The organism is Actinoplanes rectilineatus (assembly GCF_000962825.1).
GTDB lineage: Bacteria > Actinomycetota > Actinomycetes > Mycobacteriales > Micromonosporaceae > Actinoplanes > Actinoplanes rectilineatus.
In genome coordinates this window covers 17886-38674 of record NZ_JZKF01000088.1, presented here as the reverse complement: position 1 = coordinate 38674, position 20789 = coordinate 17886, and the positions used below count along the sequence as shown (strand labels likewise).

General features: G+C 72.1%; 14 protein-coding genes. 3 read left to right on the top strand and 11 right to left on the bottom strand.

The genetic code is table 11. From position 1 onward, the window contains the following. Window positions 1-307: 307 nt before the first annotated feature. Window positions 308-643 carry a PLD nuclease N-terminal domain-containing protein gene (locus WH85_RS38540; protein WP_045747094.1) on the top strand — a complete coding sequence of 112 codons (336 nt, stop codon included), beginning with the start codon at window positions 308-310 and terminating at the stop codon, window positions 641-643. A gap of 60 nt (window positions 644-703) precedes the next feature. Here WH85_RS38540 and WH85_RS38535 read toward each other — a convergent pair whose 3' ends face one another. The 3 genes from WH85_RS38535 to WH85_RS38525 form a co-directional block, all read right to left on the bottom strand. After that, on the bottom strand, window positions 704-2278 hold the full coding sequence (locus WH85_RS38535; protein ID WP_045747092.1) for a serine/threonine-protein kinase: 1575 nt from the start codon (window positions 2276-2278) through the stop codon (window positions 704-706). Window positions 2279-2364: 86 nt separating this feature from the next. Next, entirely contained in the window at window positions 2365-4398 is a 2034-nt protein-coding gene (locus WH85_RS38530; protein WP_245674276.1) for a hybrid sensor histidine kinase/response regulator, read from the bottom strand. A 62-nt stretch (window positions 4399-4460) separates the two neighbouring features. Then, a complete protein-coding gene (locus WH85_RS38525) occupies window positions 4461-5399 on the bottom strand; it encodes a ribose-phosphate diphosphokinase (protein ID WP_045747090.1) in 939 nt (312 codons plus the stop codon). A 67-nt stretch (window positions 5400-5466) separates the two neighbouring features. Here WH85_RS38525 and WH85_RS38520 point away from each other — a divergent pair, with 67 nt between their 5' ends. Further along, a complete protein-coding gene (locus WH85_RS38520) occupies window positions 5467-6297 on the top strand; it encodes an ABC transporter ATP-binding protein (RefSeq protein ID WP_045747089.1) in 831 nt (276 codons plus the stop codon). Here WH85_RS38520 and WH85_RS38515 read toward each other — a convergent pair. From WH85_RS38515 to WH85_RS38495, 5 genes are read right to left on the bottom strand one after another with little or no spacing between them, the layout of a single operon-like run. Beyond that, window positions 6272-6931: an ABC transporter ATP-binding protein gene (locus WH85_RS38515; RefSeq protein ID WP_045747088.1), complete on the bottom strand. Its 660-nt coding sequence runs from the start codon at window positions 6929-6931 to the stop codon at window positions 6272-6274. The genes WH85_RS38520 and WH85_RS38515 overlap by 26 nt on opposite strands. Beyond that, the gene (locus WH85_RS38510) at window positions 6928-9945 is read right to left on the bottom strand and encodes an FtsX-like permease family protein (RefSeq protein ID WP_045747087.1); all 3018 of its coding nucleotides are present in this window, start codon (window positions 9943-9945) and stop codon (window positions 6928-6930) included. The genes WH85_RS38515 and WH85_RS38510 overlap by 4 nt, the downstream gene beginning before the upstream one ends. Next, window positions 9942-12881 (bottom strand): FtsX-like permease family protein, encoded by a 2940-nt coding sequence (locus WH85_RS38505; RefSeq protein WP_045747086.1) that lies wholly within the window; start codon window positions 12879-12881, stop codon window positions 9942-9944. The genes WH85_RS38510 and WH85_RS38505 overlap by 4 nt, the downstream gene beginning before the upstream one ends. 31 nt (window positions 12882-12912) lie before the next feature. After that, window positions 12913-13860 carry a magnesium transporter CorA family protein gene (locus WH85_RS38500; protein ID WP_045747085.1) on the bottom strand — a complete coding sequence of 316 codons (948 nt, stop codon included), beginning with the start codon at window positions 13858-13860 and terminating at the stop codon, window positions 12913-12915. Beyond that, entirely contained in the window at window positions 13857-15275 is a 1419-nt protein-coding gene (locus tag WH85_RS38495; RefSeq protein WP_045747084.1) for an MFS transporter, read from the bottom strand. The genes WH85_RS38500 and WH85_RS38495 overlap by 4 nt, the downstream gene beginning before the upstream one ends. A gap of 66 nt (window positions 15276-15341) precedes the next feature. On the opposite strand from WH85_RS38495, the gene WH85_RS38490 reads away from it, so the two are divergent. Continuing rightward, entirely contained in the window at window positions 15342-16034 is a 693-nt protein-coding gene (locus WH85_RS38490; RefSeq protein ID WP_245674275.1) for a TetR/AcrR family transcriptional regulator, read from the top strand. A gap of 1280 nt (window positions 16035-17314) precedes the next feature. On the opposite strand, the gene yidC is transcribed toward WH85_RS38490, so the two are convergent. The 3 genes from yidC to WH85_RS38475 form a co-directional block, all read right to left on the bottom strand. Then, window positions 17315-18181 carry a membrane protein insertase YidC gene (gene yidC, locus WH85_RS38485; protein ID WP_245674274.1) on the bottom strand — a complete coding sequence of 289 codons (867 nt, stop codon included), beginning with the start codon at window positions 18179-18181 and terminating at the stop codon, window positions 17315-17317. A gap of 68 nt (window positions 18182-18249) precedes the next feature. Beyond that, window positions 18250-18525: a DUF6412 domain-containing protein gene (locus tag WH85_RS38480; protein ID WP_045747082.1), complete on the bottom strand. Its 276-nt coding sequence runs from the start codon at window positions 18523-18525 to the stop codon at window positions 18250-18252. Window positions 18526-18552: 27 nt separating this feature from the next. Next, entirely contained in the window at window positions 18553-20787 is a 2235-nt protein-coding gene (locus WH85_RS38475; RefSeq protein ID WP_045747081.1) for an MMPL family transporter, read from the bottom strand. Window positions 20788-20789 lie beyond the last annotated feature (2 nt).

Sequence of the window (20789 nt, the reverse complement as noted above, 5' to 3'; positions counted from 1 at the left end):
ACGCCCCAAATCAACACACCCCTGACGGCGTGGTGAATACAGGCGCGCAGGACGCCCCAAATCAACACACCCCTGACGGCGTGGTGAATACAGGCGCGCTGGACGCCCCAAATCAACACACCCCTGACGGCGTGGTGAATACGGGCGTGCTGAGCGCCCGAAATCACCACAGAGGCAGACCCTGACTGCGGAAGGGGTCTAGCCGCGAAACAGCACCCCGGCGTCGTGATGACGGCGGGAAGTGGGCAACGGGACGGCAACCGGGGCGGACCAGGGGCTGAATCCCGGCGCGGACAGGATCGGCGGCATGGCTCGTGTGACTCTGCTGATCGTCCTGGCACTGGTGGCCCTGCACGTGGTGGCTCTGATCGACTGTCTGAGCAGCCGGCCGGACCGGATCGCCGCGTTTCCCCGGCGGGCGTGGCTGGCGCTGATCGTGCTGTGTCCGGTGGCCGGGCCGATCGCCTGGTGCCGGGCCGGGACCGAGGCCGGGCCACAGCCGGACCGGGAACCGGGGCGACGGGCGCAGGCTCGGCGGGCTCTGGCGCAGCGGGAACGGGCTCGGGCCCGGCGGGGACCGATCGGGCCGGAGGACGACGCCGACTTCGTGCGGTTCCTCGCGGAGAGCGTCCGGAACCGCTGATCGGCGCCGACGGTCACATCGACCGGGGGCAGGCCGGGCGCGCCGAGCAGCGTGAACGCGTCACCAGCGGAACGGGCGGCCCCGGACGGTGTTGGCCGACTCGTGGCCGTCGCGGCTGAAACGGTAGGACATCTGCACGGCATAGGTGCGGCCCCGCCGCGGCTGGGCGGTCAGCGGACCGCAGCCGTGCGACAGTTCACGCCGGGAGAAGCGCAGGTCGTCGCAGGTGGCCGGGCCGGCCACGGTACGGCCGGAGGCGGTGTCCAGCAGGCGGACCTCGATGCGGCCATGACCCTTCGCCGGGGTGGTCAGGGTCGCCTGCACCCGGACGTCTCGGCCCAGGAAGTGGCACGGGCGCAGGCCCAGTGGTGAGCGTGTCGGCAGGTCGAAGATCATGTCGGGGGTGCACTGCCAGGAGTTGCGTGCCTCGTCCCGGTTCACGGGACTCCGAACGTCGATCCTGGTCGCGGCAGAGCGGGTAGCGCGTACCGCAGAGGGGGAGGAACGAGCCGTCGCGGCCTTGCGCTTGACCGCGGGTTTCGACGTCGGCGGCCGCGGCGCGGCAGGCCGTGGGACGACGGCGGTGACCGGCGCCACGGACGCCGTGATGATCACCGGGGGTGAACTCTCGAGACGGCTCTCCGAGCGGCCCACCTGCCAGGCGGCGCCGACGGCCACCAGGATGCCCGCCACCAGGGCCGCGGCTGCTCCGGGACGGGTCCATCGGCCGCGCGGGGCGTCGTTGCGGCGGCTGCGCGGGACCGGCGGGCGGGCCGCGGCGGCGGTGATGTCCGCGCGGTGGGACGGACCGGCCGAGGACAGTTCCGCGGTCAGCTCGGTCAGTTCGGCGGCCAGTTCGGCGGCGCCGGGCCGGCGGCGGGGCTTCGACGACAGGCAGGCGGTGATGATCTGCCAGAGGTTGTCGGGGATGCCGGGGCGGCGTTCGGCGGCGCCCTCGGAGTGCAGGCGCATGAGTTCCGGCAGGGAGTCGCTGCGGTACGGCGGGCACCCGCAGACCAGTTCGTAGAGCAGGACGCCGAGCGAGTACACGTCGGTGGCCGCGCTCGGGGTGGCGCCGTGGAACGCCTCGGGGGCCATGTAGTGCGGGGTGCCGACGACCGCGGCCGGGGTGGTGATGCTCGGCAGGGTGAGGATGCGGGCGATGCCGAAGTCGGTGAGCCGCGCCTCGAGGCCGTTCTCCTCCCTGCTGAGCAGGATGTTGTCCGGTTTGAGGTCGCGGTGGATGATGCCCATCTCGTGGGCTTCGGCGAGGGCGGACGCGACCTGGCCGGCGAGCCGGGCCGCTTCGGCGGGTGGCAGGGCGCGCCGCCGGTTGAGGTGGTCGCGCAGGCTGCCGCCGGCGACCAGGTCCATCACCAGGCCGAGGGAGTCTCCGGCGCTGAACAGGTCGCGGACCCGGACCACGTTCTGGTGCCGCAGCATCAGCAGGATGGTCCGTTCCTGGACGAACCGGGTGACCAGCCGGGGTTGCCGGAGCAGGCTGTCGTGCAGGAGTTTGATCGCCACGGGTTCGCCGGTGGAGCGGTCCTCACCCTGCCAGACGGTGCCGGTGGCGCCCTGACCGATCGGCCGGATCAGCCTGTACGAGTTACCGACGCACCGTTCCTGATCCATGACCCGGAATAATGCATTTTGTCCGGATGGCTGGCAAGTCTACGCGGCGAGAATCGCACCCTGCGGGAGGTTTCCGGGAACCGCCGTCACTTGGCGGAAGTCCCCTCGTTAGAAGGACCGGGCTGCGGACCGCACAGCGACCGGATCGCCCCCAGCAGGGTCGAACGGGTGAACGGCTTCTCCAGGAGCATGCTGTTCTCGTCCAGGTGCAGCTGCGGGCCGAGCGACGCCGCGGTGTACCCCGACATGTAGAGCACCGGCAGATCCGGCTGATGCGTGCGCAACGCCCCGGCCAGCTCCGGCCCGGTCATCGTCGGCATCACCACGTCGGTGATCAGCAGGTCCGGGCGGGTACCGGAGGCCACCTGGGTGACCGCCATCAGCGCGTCGGTCGCCACCGCGATCTCGTAACCGGCCGGCTCGATCAGCCGCTGCACCAGCTGCGCCACATCCGGCTGGTCCTCGACGATCAGCACCCGGCCGATCACCGCGTTCTTGTCGCCGCCGGCCCGTTCCGCCTTACGGCGCTCCTCCGCGGCGGGCAGGTAGATGTGCACGGTCGTGCCGATCCGCGGCTCCGACTCCAGCTCGATGTGGCCGCCCAGGTTCTGCACGATGCCGGCCGTCGTCGCCAGGCCGAGACCGGCAGCGGTGGGACGGGTCGTGAAGAACGGCTCCAGCGCCCGGCGCCGCACCTCGTCCTCCATGCCCACCCCGGTGTCGGTCACCACCAGGTGCACCAGCTTGCCGGTCGGCGCGTTCTCGGCCAGCTGCCCCGGTGCGATCACCTCGTTGGTGGCGGTCACCCGGACCATACCGCCGTGCAGCATCGCATCCCGGGCGTTCGCCGCCAGGTTGACCAGCGCCTGCTCCAGCGGACCCCGCTCGGCCTTGACCGGCCACACGTCCGGACCGAACGCCAGGTCCAGCCCGATGTGCTCGCCGAGCGTCCGGCTGAACAGCGCCTGCACGTCGGTGAGCAGATCCGGGATCGGGATCACCTCGGGACGGTTGCCCTCGCTGCGGCCGAACGCCAGGAGCTGGTGGGTGAGCGTCCGGCCGGTACCGACCGCGTCCAGGATGTCCTTGGCGTACTGGTTGGGCTGGCTGCCCTCCTCGGTGGCCCCCACGATCATGTCGGCCGACCCGGCGACCACCGTCATCAGGTTGTTGAAGTCGTGTGACAGGCCGCCGATCAGCTGGCCCAGGCTGTCCAGCCGGCGCAGGTGGTCGAGCTGCCGCTTCAGACCCCGCGCGTCGATGTGGTCGGTGGTGTCGGTGATCATGCAGAGCACGCCGCCGAAGTCGCCGTTCTCGTCGTGCACCGGCATCATGCTGACGCGTACGCTGCGCCGCGAACCGTCGGCCCGCATCAGGCGGGTGGCGCCGACCGTGGAACGCCCGGTGCGGCACTCGGCGATCCGCCGGTCCAGCTCCTTCTGCCCCATGTTGTCGAGGAAGCCGCGCAGCGACACCCCGATCAGCTCGGCCCGCGGCATGCCCAGGACCACGCCGATCGGCTCGTTCGCGTACGTCGCCACCCCGTCCGGGTCCAGCTGGAGGACACCTTCCGGGATCGTCTCCAGGACCCGGCGGTACCGCTCCTCGGAGACCCGCAGACGCTCCTGCGCCCGGGCCGAGGAGACCGCCAGCGACAGCTCACCGGCGATGTCCCGGGCCAGCTCCACCTCGGGCGTCGAATAGAACGCGTCCGGGGTGTGCCGGGTCAGGATCAGATATCCGGCGTACGTGTTGTCGACGATCACCGGGCTCAGCACCGCCGCGGTGATCCCCTGGTCCGACGCGGTCAGTCCCTCCGCCGTGTCGCCGGCCAGCACGATCGGACGGCGCGAGGTGGCCAGCGTGGTCGAGTACTGGTTGTCCGGCAACTGGCCGGACCGGTCCAGCGCCCGGCCCAGCACCGCCGACTTCTCGTCGTCGACGTGCTGGTAGGAGATCTCGTCGTACCGCCCGTCGTCGCGGATCAGCTGCACACCCGCGCCGTCACCGATCATGTCGGCGGCGGCACGGGCGGCGATGGTCCGTACCTCTGCGGGGTTCGCCGCGCGACTCAGCGCGAGGGCCAGGTCGGCGAGCGCGTACCGGAGGGGGTAAGCCATGACTCCCATGCGGGCAATGATTCGCGCTGGGTGAGGCTCGTGAGGCCGGTTTGCCGAAAAATCTATGCGAAGAGCGCGCTCACCGACTCGCCGTTGTGGATCCGCCGCATGGCCTCGGCGAGGGCCGGGGCGACGGACAGGACGGTGAGCTTGTCGGTGCGGTTGTGCCGCGGGATCGGAACGGTGTTGGTGCAGACGATCTCCTCGATCTCCTTCTCCGCGGAGAGCCGCTGGACCGCGTCGGCGGAGAACAGCCCGTGCGTGCAGGCGACCCGTACGCTGCGCACGTTACGCTCACGCAGCCGGGCGAGCAGCTCGAAGACCGTGCTGCCCTTGGCGATCTCGTCGTCCAGCACGATCACGTCGCGGTCGGCCACCTCACCGATCACCGAGCTGATCACCACCTTGTCGTCGGCGTAACGCTGCTTCGCGCCGGCCGCCACCTCGACACCGAGCATCCGGGCGAACGCCGCCGCCTCCTTGGCGTTGCCGAGGTCCGGGGAGACCACGACGGTGTTGCTCAGGTCGTACCCGCGGAAGTGGTCGGCCAGCTCCCGCAGCGCGTGCAGGTGGTCCACCGGGATGTTGAAGAAGCCGTGCACCTGCGGCGAGTGCAGCGTCATCGCCAGCACCCGGTCGGCACCGGCCGTGGTCAGCAGGTCGGCGACCAGACGACCGCCTATCGAGATGCGCGGGGCGTCCTTCTTGTCGCTCCGCGCGTACGCGTAGTGCGGCAGCACCACGGTGATCCGCCCGGCCGAGGCCCCCTTGGCGGCGTTCAGCATGAAGAGCAGTTCGGCGAGGTTCTCCTGGGTGGGCGGGACCAGCGGCTGGATCAGGAACACGTCGCGTTCCCGGCAGTTGCCCTGCAACTGCACCTCGATGCAGTCGTTGGCGAATCGGGAGGTCTTGGTCGGGAGCAGCGGCACGGCGAGGTGCTCGCAGATCTCGGCGGCCAACTCGGGATGGGCGGATCCGGTGAAAACGGCGATGTCGCGCACGACGACACCCTAAGTGCCGTCCACCGGGGCTCGTCAGCATGGTCATCCCTTAGATAGCGTGCTCGCCATGAATGGACTGGCCGTCGCTTGCCGGCGTGTGGTGCACATCTACCGGGCCGAGGCGGGTGACGTCGTCGCTCTCGCCGGTGTCGACCTGTCCATCGCCCCCGGCGAGACCCTCGCCCTGGTCGGTCCGTCCGGTTCCGGGAAGTCCACCCTGATCGCGCTGCTGTCCGGTCTGATGCGGCCGTCCGCCGGGCGGATCAACGTGGGGACGTACGACCTCGGCAAGCTCGCCGACGCGGAGATCTCCCGGCTGCGCGGCACCGAGATCGGCGTGGTGCTGCAGGGCGCGGCGCGCAATCTGCTGCCGTACGCGTCGCTGCACCGCAACATCTGGCTCGCCCAGCGGCGGGCCGCGCACACCCGGGGCATCAAGCTCGACGAACCGGACCGCATCCTCGACCTGGTCGGCCTGCACGGTCAGGGCCGCCGCCGGATCAGCGAGCTCACCCCGGGCGCCCGGCAGCGGGCGGCGCTGGCGGTCGGGATCGCCGCCGGGCCGGGCCTGCTGCTGGTGGACGAGCCGACCAGCCGCCTGGACACGGCCGGCCGCGACGAGGTGCTGGACGCGCTCGAAACGGTGAACGCCGAACGGCAGACCACGATCGTGGTGGTCACCCACGACAACGAGGTGGGCGCACGGTTGGGCCGGGCGGTGACCATCCGGGACGGCCGGGTCGGCGCGGAGGGCCGGGACGGGCAGGACTTCGCGGTGGTCGCCGGGGACGGCACCGTGCAGCTGCCCCCGGAGGTGCTCGGGTCCTATCCGCCCGGCACCCTGTTCACCGTGCAGCACCTGGACGGGGAGGTCACGCTGGTCCCCGGCGGAGAGTGACACCGCCGTCGGCCAGGTGGACCTCCCGGTCGCAGGTGGCCGCCGCCTCCGGGTCGTGGGTGGCCAGCACCACGGCCACCCCGCGGTCCGCCTCGGCCCGCAGCAGTTCCAGCACCTTCTGCCGGTTCGCCGCGTCCAGTTCGCTGGTCACCTCGTCGGCGAGCAGCACGTCGCCGCGCAGGGCCAGGCCCCGCGCGATGGCCGCCCGCTGCTGCTGACCGCCGGACAGCTCCTCGACCAGTTGGTCGGCCTGCCCGGCCAGCCCCACCGAGGCCAGCGCGTCCGCGGTGCGGCGGCGGGCGTCCGCCGGGCTGCCACCGGTCGAGATCACCGCCACCGACACGTTCTCCGCGGCGGTCAGGATCGCCGCCAGACCGTTCTCCTGCGGGATCAGCACCACCTTGCGGCCGACCGCCCGGTCCCGGTCCCCCAGCGGCTCGCCGTCCGCGGTGACCGCGCCGGCTACCGGCCGCAGCAGCCCGGCCATCGCGCTGAGCAGGGTGCTCTTGCCTGCGCCCGAGGTGCCGGTGACGGCCAGGATCTCGCCGGGGCGCACGGCCACCGAGACGTCCCGCAACACCGGATCGCCACCGGCCCAGCCGAGATCCACCGTGTCCAGGGCGAGCTCTGTCATCGCACTCTCCTTCGGAGATCATTTCCGGTCACCAGCGCGACCAGGGTCAGCACGGCCAGCACCACGGCACCGGTGGCCGGCAGCGTGAACGGTCCAGGACGGCCGGGCAGCGGCAGATCCGGCGGGTCGACCCCGGCCAGCGGCAGGGTCCAGCCGGTCAGCTCCCAGGCCAGCGCCGCCACCAGCAGGCCGGCCACCGTCGCGATCAAGACCAGCAGTGGGTACGTCCAGAGCGTCGCGCGTCCCGCCGCCGTCCGGCTCAGCCCCTGCGCCCGGAGCGCGGACAGGTCCTCCACCCGGCGGCGCCGGTCGACCGCGGCGGTGAGCACCAGACCACCCGCGCCGAGCAGCACCACGAGCACCGCGGCCAGCACGAAGAACCACAGCGACAGCGCCGGGCCCTGCTGGTCGAGCTGTCGCAGCGTACGGTCCTCGGCGACGTCGTCGATGACGGTCAGGCCCTGCTCGGCGATCCGGTCCAGCACGTCCGGCGGGGCGCTGTCGTTCAGCCACACCTGGGACACCGCGGCGGCACCGCCGTCGACCGCGACCCGGTCGGCGTACTCCAGATCGACCAGGGTGGCGTCGCGTCCCAGCCTCGGCACCGTGGGCAGTTCGGCGACCGGCTCGGTGAGCAGCCGCCGCCGGTCCAGGCCGGTGATCGTCGCGTCGTCGGGCAGGGTGCCGGTGTGCGCCACCGGCATCGGCGCCGGCGCATCGGCCGGCTGCACCCACACGCCGGCGGCGAGCGTGTCCGACGACTCCAGGTCGATCCGCAGGCCCGCGGGGTCGGCGGAGAGGCGCACGCCGCTCTCGGTCCGCCACGCCGCCGGGTCGGTGAGGGTCGCAGAGGTGATCGGCCGGACCGGGTTCACCGAGCCGAGACCCTCCAGCACCAGGCTGCCGGTGGCCCCGGTCGAGGTGCCGACCGCCGAGACGCCGATCCCGTTGAGCCGGCAGCCCTCCCGGCAGACGTCCACCCGCTGCACGTAGTTGGAGCGTCCGGTACTGAGCTGGCCGAGCTGCACCACCTCGTCGCCGAGACCGGTGACCGAGGAGACCGCCAGGTTCAGCCGCAGGACCCGGCCGTCGGCGAGGTTTCCGCTGCTCAGCACCACCTGCACGTCCTGACCGGGGAAGACCGGTGCCGCCGGGGCGTCCGGTCGCAGCAGGCGGGCCACCGCGGCGGCGTCCGGGGCGCCGTCCGGCCAGTTCATCACGGCGGCCAGGCGGGTGCTGTCCACGGCCAGGCCGGCCGGTTCCTGGAAGCCGCCCTTGGCCAGGCCGGCGACGGCCATCGCGTACCGGCCCTCGGGGTCGATCGCCCGGACCGCGCCGAGCAGGGTCTGCCGGTGCACCGGCGACACGGTCAGCACCCGGGCGGCGCCGGTGCCGACGGCCGCCTGCACGTGCCGGACCCGTTCGGCGGTGTCCACCGCGGCGGCGGCGTACCCGGCCACCGCGACGGTGGCCACCAGCAGGGCGAAGACGCGTTCCGCGCCGGGACGGCGGGACAGTTGGTACGCGGCGAGGGCCGCGCCGGGGTGTCCGCGGCGCAGGGCACGGGCGGCGTACCGGGTGACCACGGGCACCAGCGCGCGGGCGACCAGCAGGGAGACCGCCAGCACCAGCAGCGCCGGGGCGAGCAGGCCGACGCCGGTCAGCTCGCCGCCGGAGAGGGCCAGCTGCACACCGGCCGCCACCGCCAGGGTGGTCGCCACGGCCTCGGTCACCGGGATCCGGCTGCCGGACGCCGGACCGCGACGCAGCAGGGAGCTGACCGGGCCGAGCAGCTGCCGGCGCTGGGCTGCCACCGCGGCGGCCAGCGCGAGCAGGGTGGCGAGCGGGGCGTACCGCAGCGACGACCAGCCCGGGTCCGCGCCGACGCCCGGGAAACGCAGCGCCGCGACCAGGTTGACCAGCAGTTGCCCGGCCAGGCAGCCGACGACCGCCCCGGCCACCACCGCGACCAGGCTCTCCCCGGTCGTGATCCACCAGCGGACCCACCACTGCGGACCGCGCAGCGCGACCACGGCCAGTTCGTTCTGCCGCCCCTGGGCGCTGTACCCGACCGCGAGGAAGATGCTGAAGCAGGCGAGCAGAACCAGGGGGACCGCGATCACCGGGACCAGCAGGCGGGCCGCCTCCCGTCCGCGGTCGATCCGGTCCAGCATGTCCGGCATCCGGGTGCTGATCGCCATCTGCGCGCCGAGACTCTCCGACGTCTCCTTCAGCCGGTCCAGCTCGCCGCGCAGCGTACCGAGCCGGTCCACGTCGAGCACCGCGCTGCCGGCGGTGCCGTCGATCGCCACATCGGTGTCGCCGTGGTCCATCGCCTGCTGGGTGGCGGCGCCGGTGAACATCGGCTCGCCCGGCCCGCGCCCCGGAACCGTGGTGAAGTACCCGTGGGTGCCCCAGTACGCCTCCGTGATGTCGGTGGCACGGTAGACCCCGACGACCGTCAACCGGGCCGGCTCGCCGTCCGGCAGGTAGATCGGGTTCGTCGGATCCGGATTGAACCGTGCCGCACCGAGCATGATCGGGTCGCCGGGCGCCAGGTCGAGCCGGTCCGCGGTCCGCTCACCGACCAGCACGTCCCCCGCCCCGATCAGGCAGCGCCCGGACAGCAGGGTGACGTGCTCACACGTCTCCTGGCGGAACACCAGCCGGGAGGCGCGCTGCGGGTCCGGTTCGACGCCGATCGCCGGGAACTCCGCGGAGTAGACGTAGTGGAACCCGGGGAGCTGGACCAGTGCCTGACCGACCTCGGCGAACTGCAGACCGGTGGAGGATCCGCCGTCGCCCTCGTCCCGGTCGTTCTGCCGGGCGCTGATCACCATGCCCAGCTCGTTCGGCGCGGCGGTCGCCACCTGACCGGCGGCGACGGCCCGGTCGACGGCCAGCAGATACGCCGGCGCGGCCACCGCGGACGCCACCGCCAGCAGGGTCAGCAGCGCCAGCGTGATCGCCTGGCCGCGCCGGGCCCAGGTCATGGCCAGAACCAGGGAGATCATCGGTCGTCTCGCAGGTCTCGCAGGAACGGACGGACGGCCAGCCACGTGGTCAGGCCGAGCACTGTCAGGGCGGCGAGACCGCCGAGCAGGAAGGCGACCGGGCCGAGCACACCCGGCGGGGGCAGCACGTCCCAGCCGTCGGTGAACGGCAGCACCCGGGCGCCGGTGACCCGGGTGGCCGGGATCGTCACCAGCAGACCGGCCACCAGCCCGGCCAGCACCGGCACGCCGACGCCGTACCGGCCGGTGGCCACCGCGACCCGGGACGGCAGGCCCTGCACCCGCAGCGCCCGCAGTTGCTCCCGGGTGGTGCCGCGGTCGACGGCCGCGGCCACCGCCACGGTCGCGGCGGCGAGCAGCAGCGCCGCCGCCCCGGCCAGCAGACCGAACCGGGCGGCGACCGCCGGCCCCTGCGCGCCGAGCTGGTCGGCCCGCCCGGCGACGGTCCGGTCGGCCACCACGGTCAGGCCGGCCGCGGTCAGGTCACCGACCAGGCCGGGACGGGCGTCCGCGGCGAGCCACACCTGGTACTCCCCCGGCGGCTCGGCCTCGTCGGTGAGACGGCGGAAGGCCTCCAGATCGACGAACAGTCCGTGGTGGCCGAGCACCGGCACCGCACCGACGGCCCGCGCCCGGACCGGGACCGGCGTGCCGAAGACACCCAGGATCGGATCGGCGAACCGCCACGCGTCGGGTTCCGGACCGGCCAGCACGGCGGGCAACGGCAGCGTGGTCTCCACCGGCCAGGCCCTCGACCCGGACTCGACATCGTCCGAGGTGTTCACCGGGACGTCCAGGCGCAGGCCGGCCGCGCTGGTCGAGACGTCGAGCGCGACGCCGGTGCTGCCGGTACGCCAACGGGCGACGTCACCCAGCTCGGCTGCCCCGAGCACCGGCCCTGCCGGGTCCAGCTGGTCGAGGGAGTGGACGGTGACCCCGGCGCCGGTCCGTCCGGTCAGGCTCCAGTGGACGATCCGGCAGCCGGTCGCGCAGCCCGGAGCCGCGCCCCGGAGCACCGTCGTGCCGGCGCCGGCCACACCGAGGTCGACCGGCACGACGAGACCGGTGGTCTCGTTGCGGAGCAGCAGCGACAACCGGGCCGGCTGCTTGCCGTGGCGCTCCGCGCGTACGCCGACCGCCTCCCCGGTGATCAGCGGAAGTCGACCGCCCGCCCCGGCACCCGGCGGCGCCCCGGGCAGACCCGGGGCGGCGACCGCGGCATAGCGGGTGCTGTCGACCGCCAGCACCGGCAGGTCACTCACCCGGTCGACCACGGCGGCCATCGCCTGCCGCCCGTCCGGGTCGGCCTGCCGGACCGCCGCCAGCAGGGTGGTCCGGTTCTCCGTCTGCACGGTCAGGACCCGGTCCGCGCCGAGTTCCCAGGCGCCGCGTTCCGCGCGAGCCCGCTGTTCGGCGTCCCCACCGCCGACCGCCGTGACGAACAGCGTCGTCGCGACCACGACCAGGGCGAACACCCGGTCCGCGCCGGGCTGCCGGGCGACCCGCAGCGCGGTTAGGCCGGTCCGCAGGCGTCCGGCCCGCAGCGCGGCCCCGCCCATCCGGCCGGCCAGGTGGCTGAGCAGCCGGGCCAGGATCAGGGCCACGGCGAGGGCGAGCATGCCGGCGCCGGCCGGGGCCAGACCACCGTCCGGGCCACCGACCCCGGCCTGGTAGACGACGGTCACCGCGACCGCGACGAGAATCAGGTCGGCCAGCCCGGACCGCCAGCCGCCCCGGCCGCCGGAGGTGCGGCGCAGCAGCTCGGACAGCGGCAGGCGGACCACCAGCGCCTCCAGCACGGCCAGCACCAGCAGGCCGCCGAGCAGCACGGCGAGGGCCGCGCCGAGGCCGATCAGCAGGGCAGACGTCCGGTCGGCGGTGTCGTCCACCGGGCCGGCGAGCAGCCGGGCCAGCAGGAGACCGGCCGGGGCACCGAGCAGGGTCCCGGCGGCGAGCGGCACCAGGTGCTGGCCCCAGAGCAGGCGCAGGATGCCGAGCCGGGTCGAACCGCGCAGTTTGAGCAGCGCCACGTCCGGGCGCCGGTCGCGACCGGTGTACCGGCCGGCCAGCGCGATGGCGAACCAGGCCAGCACCAGGATCTGGACCGCCGCGGTGGCCACCCCGGAGGCGATCACCGTCCGGTCCGCCTCGATGGTGCCGATCAGCTGGTCGGCCGAGGTGACCAGGCGCAGGTCCGGGCTGAGCTGCTTGTCCGCCGCACGGAGCAGGGCGCGCAGGTCGGTGCCGGGACGGCTGATCAGGCCCTCGGGGATCACCGAGTCGTACGTCAGGGTGACGCTCTTGAGCATCACCGCGCTGAACGTGTCGATCGCGGTGAACGCCGGGTCCAGCCCGTTCTCCGCGCGGACCAGCGACGACTGCCAGTACGCGCCGCTCGGGTCGTCGACCGAGTAGAGGCCGACGACGGTGGTGACCACCGTCCGGTCGCTGACCGTGTCCCGCAGGGTGAGGCGGGAACCGATCCCGATGGTGAGCCGCTGCGCCGCCGCCCGGCTGATCGCCACCTCGCCCCGGGCCGCCGGGCAGGCGCCGTCGATGCGGACCTGCTCGCAGAAGTCGTCCCGGTACGCCAGCCGCACGTCCACGTCCGTCCCGCCACGGGACACCGCCAGCGGGGTGATCATGCCGAGCGCGACGTCCTCGGTCGGCAGCGGGAGCCGGGTGCGGACCCGGTCGGCGAACGGCTCGACCACGGCGCCGGGATCCCCGGACTCGATCTCCGCGCCCTGCCGGACGCTCAGGGTCCGCTGACCGTCCGGGGCGGCGGCGATGTCGGTGGCGGCGGCCCGGGCGGCGGCGGCATACGCGTACCACGGCGCGGCCGCGGTCACCGCCGTGGCGACGGCGGCCAGCACGAGGATGGTGGCGACCTGCGCCGTCCGGGTTCGGACCGCGCCGGCGACGAGCGCGAACATGAATCGATCTCCCCCCGATCAAGGGGGCACGTTACAACCAGCCGCGTCGTTTCAGATAGATGTACAGGACGGTTGCGGAGAGAACGATCAGGGCGCCGCTGAGGAGGAATCCCCACCACTGCCCATAGCCCGGATAGGGCACGTTCTGACCGAAGTAGCCGGTCAACGCGGTGGGCACCGTGATGATCGCGGCCCAGGCGGCGAGCTTGCGGGTCACGTCGTTGAGCACATTGCCCTGCTCGGCGAGGTCGGCGTCGAGCAGTTCGGTGATCCGGTTCCGGGCGTGCCCGGTCACCTCCAGGGCGCGGTGCGCGTGGTCCTCGACGTCCCGGTAGTACGGCGCCAACAGGTCGGTCCGTTCCGTGCCGGCCAGCACCTCCGGCATCGGGGCGACCGAGCGGTGCAGGGCGGCGAGGGCGGTGCGCAACGCGTACGCATGCCGCCGCACCGCCCGTGGCGCACCGCCCTCGGCCAGCATGTCCTCCTCGATCCCGTCGATCGCCGCGTCGATCGACCGGGCCACCGTGAGCTGGCTGTCCACCACCGTGTCGAGCAGCCCGTAGACCAGGAAGGCGACGCCGCCGTCCCGGCCCAGCTCGGTGTCGGCGTCCCAGCGGGCGGTCAGCACGTCCAGGTCGCCGGCCGACTTGTGCACCGTGATCAGCGCCCGGTCCAGGACGAACGCGCTGATCTCGATCTTGCGGATCCGGCCGTCGGTGAACCGGGTCGCATAGACGTTGAGGAACAGATGATCGGGGTAGACGTCCAGCTTGGGACGCTCGTGGTCGTCGACCGCGTCCTCCACGGCCAGCGGGTGCAGACCGAACCCGCTGGTCACCGCCGACAGCTCGGCCTCGTCGGGGTCGAACAGGTCGAGCCAGGCCACCGCACCCGGGTGCTCCCGGAGACGGTCGGCGACCTGCTCGGCCGGGAAATCCTCGGCGATCACCCGGCCGCCGTCGAAGAGCCTCGTGGTCACCCCACCAGACTAGGACTCGCCTCCGGAACCTCGATCGACGGCCGTGACCGCCGCAGCATCCACAGGCTGACCGGCACACCGACCGCCACCAGGATCGCGGCCAGCACCAGCGCGAACTGGTAGCCCTCCAGGTAGCGGTGCAGCTCGCTGCCGGACGCCGCACCCGCCCGGTTGCTCAGCACCGCCCCGAGCACGGTCACCCCGAGCAGGCCGAACACCTCGCGGGAGACGTTGAGGATGCCGGACGCGATACCGGCCCGGCCGGCGGGCAGCGCGTCGATCACGACATTGCTGAGCGGGATGAGCAGACCGCCGCCGACACCGTAGAACGCGAACCAGGGCAACAGGTCGCCGTAGGTGGTGCCCTCCCCGAACTGCGCGATGCCGCCGATCGCGATCGCCATCACCGCCAGACCGAAAGCGGTCACCCGGGCCACGCCGAACCGCGCCGCCAGCCGGGGCGACAGGACCGCGCCGACCGCGGTGATCAGCGCCATCGGGACGAACGACGCACCCGCCCCGGTCGGCGTGAAACCGAGCACGTTCTGCAGGTAGATGGCGGTGTAGAAGTAGATCCCGAAGACGCCGAAGGCCCACAGCCCCATCGCGAGCAACCCACCGGTGAACATCCGCGAACGGAAGAACGCCAGATCCACCATCGGGTCGGCGCTGCGCCTCTGGATCAGCACGAAGAGCACGGCCGCTGCCGCGGAGACCCCGAACGACCCCAGGATGAGCGGCGACGTCCAGCCCTCCGCGTCTCCCTCGATCAGCGCGTACGTGAGAGCGAACAGCGTCACCGAACTGGCGGCGAGGCCGGCCGGGTCCAGTCGGCCGCCCCTCCCGGCACGCTGGTCCGACGGCACGCTGACCAGCGTGAGCACGATCGTCACCAGCCCGATCGGCAGGTTGATCAGGAAGATCCAGCCCCAGGACACGTACTCGCTGAGCACCCCGCCGGCGAACGGACCGACCGCCAGGGCGAGCGCACCCACCGCGCCCCAGACACCGATCGCGGTGCCGCGTTCCCTCGGGTCCGGGAACAGTTCCCGCAGCAGCGCCAGCGACGCCGGGGCGAGCAGGGCCGCGCCGATGCCCTGGACCGCCCGGGCGCCGATCAGCAGTTCCGGGGTGCCCGCCAGGCCGGCCGCGACCGAGGCGACGGTGAAGACCGCCAGCCCGGCCAGAAAGGTCATCCGGGTGCCGAGCACGTCGGCGATGCGTCCACCGGCCAGCAGCAGACCGGCGAAGACCAGGATGTACGCGCTCGTGATCCATTCCAGCCCGGAGATGCTCAGGCCCAGGTCACGCTGGATGCTCGGCAACGCGACGTTGACGACGTTGTTGTCGAGATAGGTCATGAAGGTGCCGAGCGCCACCGCTACGAGCGCCCACCACCGCCGGTTCTTCTCCATCGCTCATCTCCCTGTACGCCGTACATGTACGTCGTACATGAGACCTGTACGTTGTATGGTTGTCAAGTGACCGGTGATCGACTCAGTAAGGCCGCCGTGGCCGAACACGCGGCCCGCCTCGCCGACGACGAAGGCCTGGAGGCGGTCACCATCCGGCGGCTCGCCAAAGACCTCGGCGTCACCCCGATGGCCCTCTACTGGCACTTCAAGAACAAGGAGGAGCTGCTCCTCGGCGTGGTCGACCACCTGCTCGGCGGCGTACGCTCCGAGGCCGCCGACGGCGACCCGTGGCAGAAACGGCTCCGCGCCCTCGTCGACACCGTGGTCGACGTCATGCGCCGGCACCCGGCCCTGCCCGACCTGATGCACGCGGTCGACAAGACCCGCACGGAGAACTTCACCCGCGCGACGAACGACTGCCTCGCCCTGCTCAGCGAGGCGGGCTTCACCCTGGGCGAAGCCTTCTGGGTATCGCAGCACCTGCTCACCGGCGTGATCGGCCTCGTGTCCGGGCACCCCGGCCCGCGACCGGGCACGTCACCGGAGGAGGCCGCGGAGCTTCGCCGCCAGAAACGCCTGATGTTCGAATGCCTGCCGGCCGACCGCTTCCCGAAGATGGTCGAATACGCGGCGACGTTCCGCGACGAGCCGGACGTCGAGCGCTACTTCACCTTCAACGTCGACCTGCTCCTGGCCGGAGTCGAAGCCACGGCCGCCGCCCGAGCACGCCGGCAGCCGGACCACCCCGCCGCGCGTTGATCCCCGCAGGTCCGCCGCGGTGGAGGGCGAACACCTCCGGCCCGCACTCCTGGACCAGCCTCCGGCCCGCACTCGTGGACCAGCCTCCGGCCCGCACTCCTGGACCAGCCTCCGGCCCGCACTCCTGGACCAGCCTCCGGCCCGTGTTCCTAGACCCGCCTCCGGCCCGAAAACTGAACCGTGAGAGACGGCCGAAGACCCAGCCGTCACCGGCGGTCGTAAACAAGACGAAAACAGCCCTCACCAACGGCCCGACGTCTCCAGCCGTCGCCCACGGTCGCAAACGACCCGCCAACCAACCACCACCGACGGCCGAACCACCCGAGCCGTCAACCACGGCTGCCCAACAGACCGAAACACAACCCCCACCAACGGCCCGACATCCCCCAGCCGTCAACCACGGTCGCATTCGGCCCGCGGATCGACCGTGGGCAACGACTGGGCAACCCGATGGCCGATCACGGCACCACGACATGCTCCGTCAACCGTGAACGACGGCCGGGCAACGCCAAGCCGGCCCACCACCGTGCCCCTCTGACGCGCCCATATCAGCCATGGACGACGGCCGGGCCAGACACCTTTCGCAGTCAGGGTCTGCCTCTGTGGTGATTTCGGGCGCTCAGCACGCCCGAATTCACCACACCCACAACAGCGTGGTGATTTCGGGCGTCCAGCGCGCCCGAATTCACCACACCGCCAGGGGTGTGTTGATTTGGGGCGTCCAGCGCGCCCGTAATCACCACACCACCAAGGGTGTGTTGATTTGGGGCGTCCAGCGCGCCCGTAATCACCACGCGGACGGGCTTCGCACCCTGACCACGAAACATGTCTAGCCGTGCCGGATACATGGCCGGGCGGCCCCGGCCGTCGCCCCGCACGGTCGACCGAGCCGTCGGCCACGGCACCGGCGGGACGGCGGGGCGGCACCGTGACGACTGAGGCTCGCGGCGACGGGCTCCGCGCCGCGACCCCTGCCGCCGCGAACCGCCGCGAACCGCCGTTAAACTCTGCTAACCAGCGCTAACCAGCGCTAACCGGCGCTAACCGGCTCTAACCGGCGGGAGGCTCGCCGCTTGGCGGAGCCCGTAGGGACACCCGCACCTCGGCGTGACCGCGCGGGCGGGTGTTCGGGGTTGGGGTTCGGGCTCGACCATTCACGCAGGTCGCCCGGTGGCCTGAGCGTTCCGGACGCGTAGCGGCCGGCGAAGACCGCCGGGCCCTCGGCGGGAGCGACGGTCCGTACCCACCACCCCGCTACGACATCGATCTTCCGATTTTGATCAGCGGCGCGGCTTGGCGCCCACCTTCGGCTTGGAGGACGGGACAGCACGCGCCACGACCGGCTCGGCGACGGCGGCGACCGGCGCGGACGGATCGGGGCGACGGTGCAGCCACGCCTGCTGGCCCAGGGCGAACAGGTTCTGTGTGGTCCAGTAGAGGACCACGCCGAGCGGGAAGATCACGCCCGACGTCAGCAGTGAGAGCGGGATGAACCACAGCATCACGCGCTGGATGGTGCGCTGTTGCGGGTCGGTCGCCGGACCGTTCTTCATCATCGACATGCGGGTCGTCAGGAAGGTGGTGACGACCATCGCGGCGATCAGTACGCCGGTGACCAGTTTTGTGGTCACCGTGCCGGTGTGGAAGGTCGAGGCGATCGGCGCGCCGAGCAGGACCGCGTGTGACGCCTCCTGGAACTGGGTGAGCGTCCAGCCGTAGAGCGTCCGCGACGCCTCGCTGGTGATCTGCGGGTTGAGGTGACGCAGCACGTGCAGCAGACCGACGAAGATCGGGATCTGGAGGAGCATCGGGGCGAAGCTGCCGAACGGGCTGACCTTCTCCCGCTGGTAGAGGGCGGTCATCTCCTTCGCGAGGGTCTCCCGGTCGCCCTTGTGCTTGGCCTGGAGTGCTTTGAGTTCGGGGGCGATGCGCTGCATGGCCCGCTGCGAGCGGAGTTGCCGGAGGAAGATCGGCAGCAGCGCGACCCGGACGGTGAGGACCAGGAAGACGATGCCGAGGACCCAGGCCCAGTCGGTGGACAGGCTGTGCGCGCCGCCGAGGACACGGTCCCAGACGGCATGCCAGAAGAGCAGAAGGGCGGAGATCCCGGTGTAGACCAGGGACATGAGATCGCTGAAAACGGACACGGCTAACCCCTTGAGAGGCTGAGGAGATCACTGGCGGCGGGGGGACGCCGGCAGCCGTGTCGGATCGATCAGACGGCTGCCGACGGCAACCGGGTGGGTCCTCTCGGGCGGGTGCGGCCCGGGGCGTCGGGGTCACGGTGGCGTGGCACACCGGTGCGTTCGGCACGGCCGCGCAGGGCGCGGCCGTTCAACGACGTCTGGTCGACGGCGATGCCGTGCAGCAGCAGCGGGGCGGCCAGGGCCGCGATCAGCAGCACACCGGCCATGGCGCCGGTGGCGAGGCCGGACGGACCGGACTCGGTCAGCGCACTGACCAAGTACCAGATCGTGTCCAGCCACAGCATGACGCGAACGGTAGCACCCGCCGGCCACTACTCACGCAGGCCGAACCTGGCGTGCACGGCCCGCAGGGGCCGGGGTGCCCACCAGTTCCACCGTCCGGCGAGGCGCATGAACGCCGGAACCAGGACGGGGCGGACGAACAGCGCGTCCAGAATGATCGAGAGGGCGGCGCACAGTCCGAAGAACTGGATGATCGACACTCCGGACGAGAGCATCGCCAGGAACGACACCGACAGGATGCCGGCCGCGGCGCTGATCACCCGGCCGCTGTGCGACAGGCCGTCGATCACCGAGGTGGACAGGTCGGCGCCCTGGCCGTGCCGTTCCAGGACCCGGGAGAGCACGAAGACCTCGTAGTCCATCGACAGGCCGAACGCCACGCAGAAGAGCAGCACCGGGATCGCCACCGCCAACGGGGCGCCGGTGTGCCCGAGGATGCCGGACAGGTGGCCGTCCTGGAAGACCCAGACCGCGACGCCGAACACCGCGACCATGGTCAGCATGTTCAGGATCAGCGCCTTGATCGGCAGCAGGACGCTTCCGGTCAGCAGGAACAGCAGGATGAACGTGGTGCCGGCGATCAGGCCGGCGGCCAGTGGCAGGCGGCCGCCGATCGACGAGGTGATGTCGACGAGCTGGGCGGCCTGACCGGTCACCAGCACCCGGACGCCGTCCGGCACCGGTGTGGCGCGGATGGCGCGGGCCAGGTCGGCGCCGTCGGACGAGAACGGTTCGACGTCGCTGAGCACCGAGAACCAGACCGTGTCGCCGGAGATGAAGCCGGCCCGGACGTTCGCCGGCCGGGACAGCGCGGTGCCCTCGGCGAAGGACCCGGCGAGCGTGTCGACCCGGGTCACGTGGGGGACCTCGGAGAGGTCGGTGGCGTACGCGACCGCCCGGTCCACCGCGTCCTCGCCGGTGCCCCAGGCCGGGGCGACGAGCACGGTGGCGCCGTTGCCGGTGTCGGCGAACTGTTCCCGCATGGTGTCCGCAACGACCCGGCTCTCCGCGTCCCGGGGTAGCACCCGGTCGTCGGCGATGCCGAACTGGACGTGGGTGAAGGGCAGTCCGAGCACCAGCAGCAGGCCGATCAGGGGCACCGCGGTCAGCACCGGGCGGCGCAGCACGAACGCGGCGATCCGGCCCCAGAACGGCGCGTTGCCGGTGACCGCGGGGCGGCGGCGCCACAGCGGCCACTTCTCGATGCGGTCGCCGAGCAGCACCAGCATGGCCGGCAGCACCAGCATCGCGGCGAGCACCGTGGCGACCACGACGGCGATTCCGGCGTACGCGAACGACCGCAGGAAGTACTGCGGGAAGACGAGCAGGCTGCACAGTGCGACGGCCACGGTGGCGGCGCTGTACAGGATGGTGCGGCCGGCTGTCCGCATGGTCGCGGCGAGGGCCGTCACCACGTCGCCGTCGTGGCCGCGCTGTTCGCGGTACCGGGAGACGAACAGCAGGCTGTAGTCGACGGCCAGGCCGAGGCCCAGCGCGGTGGCCATGTTCACGGCGAACACCGACACGTCGGTGACCGCGCCGAGCAGCCGCAGCGTGCCCAGCGTCATCAGGATCGAGAAGATCCCGATCAGCAGGGGCGCGCCGGCCGCCCACACCGTGCCGAAGACCAGCAGCAACAGGAGCAGGGTGATCGGGACCGCGATCCCCTCGGCCCGGGCCAGGTCCTCGGTCACCTGTTCGTTGATGTCATTGATGATCTGGGTGAAGCCGCCGAACCGGACCTGGACCGCGCCGTCGTCGCGGGCCAGGTCGTCGTGCAGTCCGGCGACCACCTTGGCGCTCTCGGTCTCGTCGCCGTCGACGTGCACGAGGATGATGCCCTCGTGTCTGTCGCGGCTGGCGAGCTGCGGCAGGCCCTGCACCCAGTACGAGCCGGCGACCGTCACCCCCGTCGTGGTGCTCAGGCGCCCGGTGACCTCCTGTGCCACGGCACGCGTGTCCGCGTCGTCCACACTGCCGCCCGGCTTCTCGATCATGACGACGAGATTCGGGTCGGCGGTGCGGAAGTGCTCACCGAGGAGCTCGCGGGCGTGTACCGATTCGGAGCTCGGGTCGTCGAATCCGCCGGTCTTGAGCGCGCCCACCACGCCGGCCCCGCTGATGCCCGCGAGGACGGCCAGCAGCAGGGCGACGAGGAGCACGAACTTGGGCCGGCGGGCGACGAACCGGACTACCGCCCCCGGTCCCGGGCCGGTGACCGCGCGGTCACCGGCCCGGGCCGGGGGTTCTTTCACAGAGGTCATGA

Coding starts and splice junctions, on each gene's coding strand:
- WH85_RS38505 (WP_045747086.1), bottom strand. CDS start 12,881: ATGTTCGCGCTCGTCGCCGGCGCGGTCCGAACCCGGACGGCGCAGGTC.
- WH85_RS38495 (WP_045747084.1), bottom strand. CDS start 15,275: ATGGAGAAGAACCGGCGGTGGTGGGCGCTCGTAGCGGTGGCGCTCGGC.
- WH85_RS38515 (WP_045747088.1), bottom strand. CDS start 6,931: ATGACAGAGCTCGCCCTGGACACGGTGGATCTCGGCTGGGCCGGTGGC.
- WH85_RS38480 (WP_045747082.1), bottom strand. CDS start 18,525: ATGCTGTGGCTGGACACGATCTGGTACTTGGTCAGTGCGCTGACCGAG.
- WH85_RS38475 (WP_045747081.1), bottom strand. CDS start 20,787: ATGACCTCTGTGAAAGAACCCCCGGCCCGGGCCGGTGACCGCGCGGTC.
- WH85_RS38530 (WP_245674276.1), bottom strand. CDS start 4,398: ATGGCTTACCCCCTCCGGTACGCGCTCGCCGACCTGGCCCTCGCGCTG.
- WH85_RS38540 (WP_045747094.1), top strand. CDS start 308: ATGGCTCGTGTGACTCTGCTGATCGTCCTGGCACTGGTGGCCCTGCAC.
- WH85_RS38535 (WP_045747092.1), bottom strand. CDS start 2,278: ATGGATCAGGAACGGTGCGTCGGTAACTCGTACAGGCTGATCCGGCCG.
- WH85_RS38520 (WP_045747089.1), top strand. CDS start 5,467: ATGAATGGACTGGCCGTCGCTTGCCGGCGTGTGGTGCACATCTACCGG.
- WH85_RS38510 (WP_045747087.1), bottom strand. CDS start 9,945: ATGATCTCCCTGGTTCTGGCCATGACCTGGGCCCGGCGCGGCCAGGCG.